Genomic DNA, 655 nt, shown 5'->3' with positions numbered 1-655 from the left:
GATTGAGCCAAGCGATAGCATTGGCGAGTAACGCGATGCCGGCGAACATCGGCAGCAGGATGCCAATGAATAGCCCCTCGTACTGGCTCAAGAAGCCCAGTCCGATGGCCGCGCCAAAGCTGGCGATGGCAGGAAAACAGGCGGCGCAGCCCATCGCGGAAACGACGCTGCCGAGCGCGCCGGTTTTGCCAGCGATGCGCGTGATGAGTCCCATGTGTCGCTCCCGAGTTCGGTTAACGGATCAGCGTTTGAGGCTGGACGGATAGCCCGCGTCCTCGGTCGCCTTGGTCAACTTCTGGACGTTGGTCTTGGCATCGTCGAAGGTGACGACGGCCTGGCGCTTGTCGAAACTTACGTCGGTCTTGCTCACGCCCTCAACCTTGGAAAGCGCGTGCTTGACAGTGATCGGGCAAGAGGCGCAGGTCATGCCAGGCACGGACAGCGTGACGGTCTGGGTGGCGGCCCACACGGGGGCAACAACGGCAGCGAGGGCGAGGGCGGCAAACAGTTTTTTCATGATGAACTCCTGTGATTAATAGAAAAATGGCATGACGTAGGGAAATCCGAGCGAGACCAGGACCAGCGCGGCCACGATCCAGAAAATGAGCTTGTAAGTAGCTCGCACTTGGGGAATCGCGCAGACCTCACCCGGTTT

3 protein-coding genes are annotated in these 655 nt (G+C 59.8%); all 3 read right to left on the bottom strand.

Annotation, left to right across the window (positions count from 1 at the left end; translation table 11 throughout):
* A partial coding sequence (locus tag ACOT0L_RS24040) for a MerC family mercury resistance protein (protein ID WP_421637288.1) occupies positions 1-214 on the bottom strand: 214 nt, incomplete at its 3' end.
* Between the two features lie 27 nt (positions 215-241).
* Entirely contained in the window at positions 242-517 is a 276-nt protein-coding gene (merP, locus tag ACOT0L_RS24035; RefSeq protein WP_000732275.1) for a mercury resistance system periplasmic binding protein MerP, read from the bottom strand.
* Between the two features lie 15 nt (positions 518-532).
* Positions 533-655, bottom strand: a 123-nt coding sequence (locus ACOT0L_RS24030) for a mercuric transporter MerT family protein (RefSeq protein WP_242446857.1), incomplete at its 5' end; no start/stop codon positions are given.

Origin of the sequence: Enterobacter cloacae complex sp. XAL002 (assembly GCF_049236805.1) — a bacterium.
GTDB lineage: Bacteria > Pseudomonadota > Gammaproteobacteria > Enterobacterales > Enterobacteriaceae > Enterobacter > Enterobacter intestinihominis.
The sequence above is the reverse complement of the archived record's forward strand: the minus strand, read 5'-3'. Positions and strand labels throughout refer to the sequence as shown.